General features: G+C 71.8%; 7 protein-coding genes. 3 read left to right on the top strand and 4 right to left on the bottom strand.

Features of this window, described 5'->3' with window-relative positions; translation table 11 throughout:
- Nucleotides 1-62: 62 nt before the first annotated feature.
- Complete coding sequence (locus HTZ82_RS08255; RefSeq protein WP_175408641.1) at nt 63-701, bottom strand: permease prefix domain 1-containing protein; 639 nt, start codon at nt 699-701, stop codon at nt 63-65.
- The gene (locus tag HTZ82_RS08250) at nt 698-1036 is read right to left on the bottom strand and encodes a PadR family transcriptional regulator (protein WP_175408640.1); all 339 of its coding nucleotides are present in this window, start codon (nt 1034-1036) and stop codon (nt 698-700) included. Before HTZ82_RS08250 ends, HTZ82_RS08255 begins: the two co-directional genes overlap by 4 nt.
- Before the next feature lie 80 nt (nt 1037-1116).
- On the opposite strand from HTZ82_RS08250, the gene HTZ82_RS08245 reads away from it, so the two are divergent.
- The 3 genes from HTZ82_RS08245 to HTZ82_RS08235 all read left to right on the top strand — a co-directional run bounded on the left by HTZ82_RS08245 (nt 1117) and on the right by HTZ82_RS08235 (nt 4930).
- Complete coding sequence (locus HTZ82_RS08245) at nt 1117-1557, top strand: DUF2269 family protein (protein WP_175408639.1); 441 nt, start codon at nt 1117-1119, stop codon at nt 1555-1557.
- Between the two features lie 237 nt (nt 1558-1794).
- Complete coding sequence (locus HTZ82_RS08240) at nt 1795-3642, top strand: FG-GAP-like repeat-containing protein (protein WP_175408638.1); 1848 nt, start codon at nt 1795-1797, stop codon at nt 3640-3642.
- A gap of 169 nt (nt 3643-3811) precedes the next feature.
- On the top strand, nt 3812-4930 hold the full coding sequence (locus HTZ82_RS08235) for an ADP-ribosylglycohydrolase family protein (RefSeq protein ID WP_175408637.1): 1119 nt from the start codon (nt 3812-3814) through the stop codon (nt 4928-4930).
- Between the two features lie 282 nt (nt 4931-5212).
- Here HTZ82_RS08235 and HTZ82_RS08230 read toward each other — a convergent pair whose 3' ends face one another.
- Entirely contained in the window at nt 5213-5413 is a 201-nt protein-coding gene (locus tag HTZ82_RS08230) for a DUF397 domain-containing protein (protein ID WP_175408636.1), read from the bottom strand.
- A 240-nt stretch (nt 5414-5653) separates the two neighbouring features.
- Nucleotides 5654-6514: a helix-turn-helix transcriptional regulator gene (locus HTZ82_RS08225; protein ID WP_175408635.1), complete on the bottom strand. Its 861-nt coding sequence runs from the start codon at nt 6512-6514 to the stop codon at nt 5654-5656.
- Between the last annotated feature and the right edge of the window lie 185 nt (nt 6515-6699).

Here is a 6699-nt window from a genome sequence, read left to right as displayed (position 1 = left end):
CCCCCGAACCCCCGCTCCTCAATCTCCCCCAAGCTCTTCGAGCAGGGGGGACCCCCAGGGGCTCAATTTGAGCCCGTCCGGGAAAGAGCGCACTGGCGGCACGTCCGTGCCGATCCCGCCGTCACCGCGTGCGCGGCCGCCGCGAGAGCCCCGGCCGCCGCGGCGACCGGCCAGTCCGTGACCGCGACGGCCAGCACGGCCAGGGCGAGCGCGGCCAGCGCCATCGCGACGCTTGCGGCCGTCCCCGTCCACGCGACGGCCAGCGGCAGCCGGTGCGGCGTCGGCAGCCGCCGGGCGAGCGGCCCGGTCGCGGCCAGGGTGACCACGGCCAGCAGGGCGGCGGTGGCGGCGGCCGTCGCCAGGTGGGCGGTCAGGTACGGGGCCGCGGCGTCGCCCACGCTCCGTACCAGCAGCCAGCACACGGCCGCGACCGGCACCGTCAGCGCTGCCGTGCGCGCGGTGCGCCGGGCCTGCGCGATGGTCAGCTCCCGCTGGAGCGCGGGCGCCAGTTCCTGGGGCGTGCCGAAGTCCCGTACCGCCGCGGTGGCGGCCTGCGCGGCGGGCAGGCCGGCGCCGGCGTAGGCGGCCACGGTGTCGTGCAGGCCGTCCCGTATCTCCTCCAGCATCCGCGCCTTGAGGCGGGCGGGGCCGTGCAGTACGGCGGCCAGGGCCTCGACGTACCCGTCGGTGGCGGCGCTCACGGGGTGAGCCCCGGGGCGCCAGGGTTCAGCACGGAACCGATGGCCTGCGTGAACTCCTGCCAGGCCGACCGCTCGTCGGCCAGGCTCCGGCGGCCCGCGTCCGTCAGCTCGTAGCAGCGGCGGCGCCGCTCCCCGACCGCGTCCCACGTGCTGCGCAGCAGCCCGAGCCGCTCCAGGCGCTGCAGCGCCGGATAGATGGTGCCCGTGCGCAGCTCCAGCGCGCCTCCGCTGCGCCGCTGGACGGCCGCGATGATCGCGTACCCGTGCAGCGGGCCGGGTTCGAGCACGGCCAGCAGGAGCCCGTCCAGGTGGCCTCGTACCGCGTCTGCCCTCATGCGTAGGCAGCCTACACAAGGCACGTGTAGCCGTGCTATCTATTGGCAGCCAACATGTCCATCCCCCCGGAGGTCCCGACGTGGCCAAGTTCCTGCTGTCCGTGCACGTCATCGCCGCGATCCTGGCGGTCGGGTCGATCGCCGTCGCGGCCTCGCTCTTCCCGCGTTACGTGAAGCAGTCGGTGACCGTCGCCGCGTTCCTGCACCGCGTGTGCGGCGTCTACGCCGTCGCCGGGGTCGTCGTACCGGTCTTCGGCATCGCCACGGGCGCGCGGCTCGGGGTGCTCACCGACGCGTGGCTCGTCGTGTCGCTGATCCTGACCGTGATCGCCGCGGCCCTGCTGGGGCTCGCCGTACTGCCGCAGCAGCGCCGGCTGTTGGAGCTGGCGGAGCGGCCCGCTCCGGAGCTGCCGCACGCGCGCGTGGCCCGGCTGCACATGGTCACGGGCGTCTTCAACCTGCTCTGGGCGGCGGTCACCGTCCTGATGATCGTCCGCCCCGGATCGACGACCGGCGTGTGACGGTCACTCACACTCGCTCACACTCGCGTCACTTCAGCCTCATTGACACCACCTCTCCTTCATATATTTTGGGCGTGCATCTACGCATGCTGATCAGGCGTGTGTGAGGGGGGATGCGCTGTCGCCCTCGTGGGGAGTGAATCGGGGTGGCACCACAGAGCCAGTGGCCGCATGAGGCCGGCATTCCCGCGTACGCCGGAGCCGGGTCAGCAGTAGTCGACCACTAGGAGATTCTTCGTGTCAGTCAGAAAGTCCCGCACCCTGCGGGGCACCGCGCTGCTCGCCGCCGTCGCCGCGGCGGGCGCGCTCACGGCGACGAGCCCCGCACAGGCCCTCGTCGGTGACGCCGTCGCCGACGGTGCCCACGCCTTCACCGCGTACGTGAACGTCGGTGGCGAGCGTGCCTGCACCGGCGCGCTCGTGGACCCGCAGTGGATCCTCACGGCCAGCAGCTGCTTCTCCGACAACCCGGCGCAGGCGTTCCCGGTCCCGGCCGGCGCTCCGGCGCTGAAGACCTCGGTGGTCGTCGGGCGCACGGACCTGAACGGCACCGGCGGTACGGCGACCGAGGTCGTCGAGATCGTCCCGCGCGCCGACCGCGACGTGGTCATGGCCCGGCTGGCCCAGCCGGTCACGGGCGTCGACCCGGTGCTGCTCGCCTCCACCGCGCCCGCGCAGGGCGAGACGCTCCGCGTGCTCGGCTACGGCCGCACCAGCACCATGTGGGTGCCGGACCGGCTGCACAGCGGCGCGTTCACCGTGAAGGAGACCCCGACCGGCGCCACCGTCGACGTGGCGAGCGCCGGCGGCAGCATATGCAAGGGCGACTCCGGCGGCCCCGCCCTGCGTGAGAAGGACGGCAAGGTCGAGCTGGTCGCCCTGAACAGCCAGTCCTGGCAGGGTGGTTGCTACGGCACCGAAGAGACCGAGACGCGCACGGACGCCGTGGAGGCACGGGTCGACGACATCCGTACCTGGGTCCAGCAGGTCCGCCTCCTGCCCCAGCAGGCCCAGGCGGTGTCCGGCGACTTCAACGGCGACGGCAAGGCCGACTTCGCCGGGTTCTACGACAACGGCACATCCCCCGACGGTAAGAACCGCTCCTCGCTGTACACGTGGCTCAGCAACGGCACCGGCTTCCAGGCCCCGCGGAAGGTGTGGGCCAGTGGCGCGTTCACCTGGGCGAAGTCCAAGGTGACCGCCGGGGACTACAACGGCGACGGCCGCGACGACATCTCCGTCTTCTACGACGGGGGCACGTCCGCGGACAACAAGAACATCTCCACCGTCTACACCTGGTACAGCACCGGCACGGGCTTCGCCTCGCCGAAGATCACCTGGACCACGCCCGGCGGCTTCACCTGGGGCGCGAGCAAGGTCGTGTCCGGCGACTTCACCGGCGACGGCAAGGCCGACATCGGCGTCCTCTACGACCGCGGCCGCGGCACGGACGGCGTGATCCGCACCGCGCTGTTCACCTTCGCCAGCACCGGCACGGCGTTCACCCCCTCTCTGGAGTGGGAGAGCCCCGGCAACTTCCGGTGGAGCGCCGCCCAGCCGACCGCCGGCGACTACAACGGCGACGGCAAGGACGACGTGTCGATCGTCTACGACGCCGGCCTGTCGCCCGAGAACAAATACGTGACGAGGATCTTCACGCTCTACAGCACCGGCAGCGGCTTCGGCGCCGCCCAGAACACATGGACCTCCTCCGGCGCCTTCAACGCGTCGGTCAGCAAGGTCGCGTCCGGCGACTACAACGGCGACGGCAAGACCGACATCGGCGTCTTCTACGACCGCGGCCTCGGCGATGACGGCCGGTACGGCTCGAACCTCTACACCTTCACCAGCACCGGCAGCGGCTTCAGCGCCGCCCAGAAGTGGGCCAGCACCGGCAACTTCGAGTGGGCCCGCAGCCAGTTCACCACCGGTGACTACAACGGCGACCGCAAGGCCGACGCCGGCGTCTTCTACGACCTCGGCACCACGCCCGACGGCCGCACGATCGACGGCCTCTACACATGGCTCAGCAACGGCACCGGCTTCGGCGCCCCCGCGGCCCGCTGGAGCGGCCCGGTCGGCTGAACGTAAGCGCCCAGGGACGCTGAAGTGCCCGCGTACCGCCCCCGGTACGCGGGCACTTCGCGCCGTATGACGCGTGCCGCGCGTCACATCCCCCGCCGTCCCCGGACGCCCGCGAACCGTTCGATTACAGTGCTGCGCCGGAGCCACGTCGTGGGGGAGGGGCCTCCTGGTGAGTACCACAGCGGCAGCCGTATGGGGCCGGACCGAGCAGCAGGACTACCGGTCCCGGGTACGGGGCTGTCTGCTCGGCGGCGCACTCGGCGACGCGCTCGGCGCGGCCGTGTCGGGCCTGTCCGTCGAGGCGATACGGGCCGCCCACGGCGCCGACGGCCTCACCGACCTCGCCCCCGCCTACGGGCGGCGCGGCGCCGTCACCTCCGCCACGCAGCTCGGCCTGTTCACCGTCGACGGCCTGATACGCGCCCAGGTACGCCGCGACACCGGCGCCTGGCACCCGCCGACCGACCTGCACCGCGCCTATCTGCGCTGGGCCGCGACCCAGCGCGACTGGGGCCCGGACGAGCGCCGCAAGGACAACGGCTGGCTGGCCCGGGAGGAGTGGCTGTACAGCCGCCGCGACCCCGCCCGCGCCAGCCTCACGGGCCTCGGCGACGACGTGCTCGGCACCCTCGACCAGCCGAAGAACCCGGCCGCCCGCGACGCCGGGGCGCTCGTGCGCTCCGCCCCGTTCGGGCTGCTCGTCGGCTGGGAGCCGCACCTGGTGTGCCAGCTCGCCGTGGAGTGCGCCGCCCAGACGCACGGCCACCCCGGCGCGTATCTGGCGGCCGGCGCGTACGCCGTCGTCGTGCACGGTGTGGCCCGCGGCCAGGACATCGCGACGGCCGTGCGGGGCGCCCTCGCCCAGCTCGCCACCCGGCCCGGCCACCAGCCGGTCACGGACGCCCTGAACCAGGCACTCGCCGCCGTACGCCAGGGTGCGCCGTCCGCGGACCGCATCGCGTCCCTGGGCGACACGGACGGCGAGGCCGCCGAGGATGCCCTGGCCATCGCCGTGTACTGCGCGCAGGTCGGCGAGGACGTACGGCACGGGCTGCGGCTCGCCGTGAACCACGACGGCCCGTCCGAGGCCACCGGCACGCTCACGGGCGCGCTGCTCGGCGCCCTGCACGGCGAGACCGCCCTGCCGCCGGCCTGGCTGGCCGAACTGGAGGGGCGGCCCACGATCCTGGAACTGGCCGACGACTTCGCGATGGAGATGACCCAGGGCCCCGCCCTGCACAGCCCGTCGGCCGCGTCACCCGGCTGGCTGGCCCGCTACCCGCGCTGAACGGCGGCTGCCGGGGTGCGGCTGCCGGGACGCGGGTCCAGGGATGCCGTTCCCGGGCACGGCAGAGGAAGGGGGAAGTGGCTGCGTTCGCGAGCGACGTGCGGGGAGGCATGCGTCGCGATCGCCGTCCGACCCACGCCCCACAGTGCCGGGTACCAGCTGGTAAGTCGACCGACTTCACCTAAAGGGCCGGAAAGAAACGGCAAAGGCCGAGCCCCCTCGGCCGGGACGGCGACCAGTCGAGAGGGCTCTTCGTCGGTGCGGGGAGGAGTCGGCGCGGACTCAGATCGCGCCGGTGCTCACTTCACGGACGAACGCGTTCCACGCGGTGGGGACGAACGTGAGGGACGGGCCCGCGGGGACCTTCGAGTCGCGGACGTCGATCGCGGCGACGACGGGGGACTTGACCTCGACGCACGCGCCGTTCCCGCCGGAGTAGGAGGACTTGGTCCAGGTGTCCGTGGCGCCCTGAATGATAGCCATGGTTCTTCGCTCCCGGTTCTGGCTGATTCTGGCTGGTAGGAGTCGCGCCGGCCGTCAGGAACCTTCAGGCTGGCGTGATCGACGCTACTCGCCGACTTCCTTGCGCGGAGCGGGCGTTCACTCGACCGGATGGCATATTCCGGTGTGGTCTTCCGCTGGGAGCCGGCAGGGGTGTACCGTGCCGGCTTCCTCAGTGGCGGATCGGTCAATTCCGGAAATACCGGGGTACGAGAAGGGTACTCAGCTCTCGGCGTGGTCCTTGGCGACCCGGGCGATGAACTGCCGGGTCTGCTCGACGCCGAGGGCCTGGGCGCGCAGATGCTCGTACATCACGCTGTACCGCTGCACGTCGTTCGGCTTCTCCAGGTACAGATCACTGGTGACGCCCTCGATGTAGACGACGGACGAGTCGGTCGCGTCGGGAAACTCCAGGATCGCGTAGTGCCCGCTGATCCCCGGATGGGCGCCCATCTCGAACGGCAGCACCTGCACCGTCACATGGGGCAGGTGGGACTGCTCGATCAGCGACTCCAACTGCTCCACCATGAGCTGCTTGCTGCCGACGACCCGGCGCAGCGCGGACTCGTCGATCACGGCCCACAGGCGCAGCGGCTTGTCCGTGTCGTTGATGCGGTCCTGGCGGCGCGTGCGGACGTTCACGCGTTTCTCGATGTCCGACGCCGGCGCCTCCGGCAGCGCCCCGGTGATCACGGCCTCCGCGTACGAGCGGGTCTGCAGCAGTCCCGGAACGATCTGCGGCTCGTACACGCGCAGCGAGGCCGCGTCGGTCTCCAGGCCGATGTACACGCTGTACGGGATGTCGCCGAACGCGTGCCACCAGCCTTGCTGCCGCGAATCCTTCGCCATCTGCATCAGCGAGTCCACGACCCGGTGGTCCTCGACCTCGTACACGCCGCACAGGTCACGCACGTCACGCTGGCTGATGGAGCGGCGGCCGTTCTCCAGGCGGCTGATCTTCGACTGCGACACCAGCAGGCGCTCGGCCACCTCCTCCGCCGTCATGCCCTTCTGTTCTCGCAGCCTGCGGAGCTCCATGCCCAGTCTGCGTCGCCTGACGGTGGGGTTGACATTGGACGCCACGGGAACTGCACCTCCGGCTGCCTGCTCTGTCGCTGGCGTTGCTCTGCGTATCTACCGCTCAGCAGACTGCCACCAAAGCCCGTGCGGCGCTGGAGAATTGCCACACGGGTGAGCGACCGCGAACGCGCGGGACGGCCCGGAGGCCACCCCGCGCGTTCCTGCGGCTCCCGAACCGGGTCTCAGGG

Origin of the sequence: Streptomyces sp. TRM64462 (assembly GCF_013362995.1) — a bacterium.
Lineage (GTDB): Bacteria > Actinomycetota > Actinomycetes > Streptomycetales > Streptomycetaceae > Streptomyces.
The sequence above is the reverse complement of the archived record's forward strand: the minus strand, read 5'-3'. Positions and strand labels throughout refer to the sequence as shown.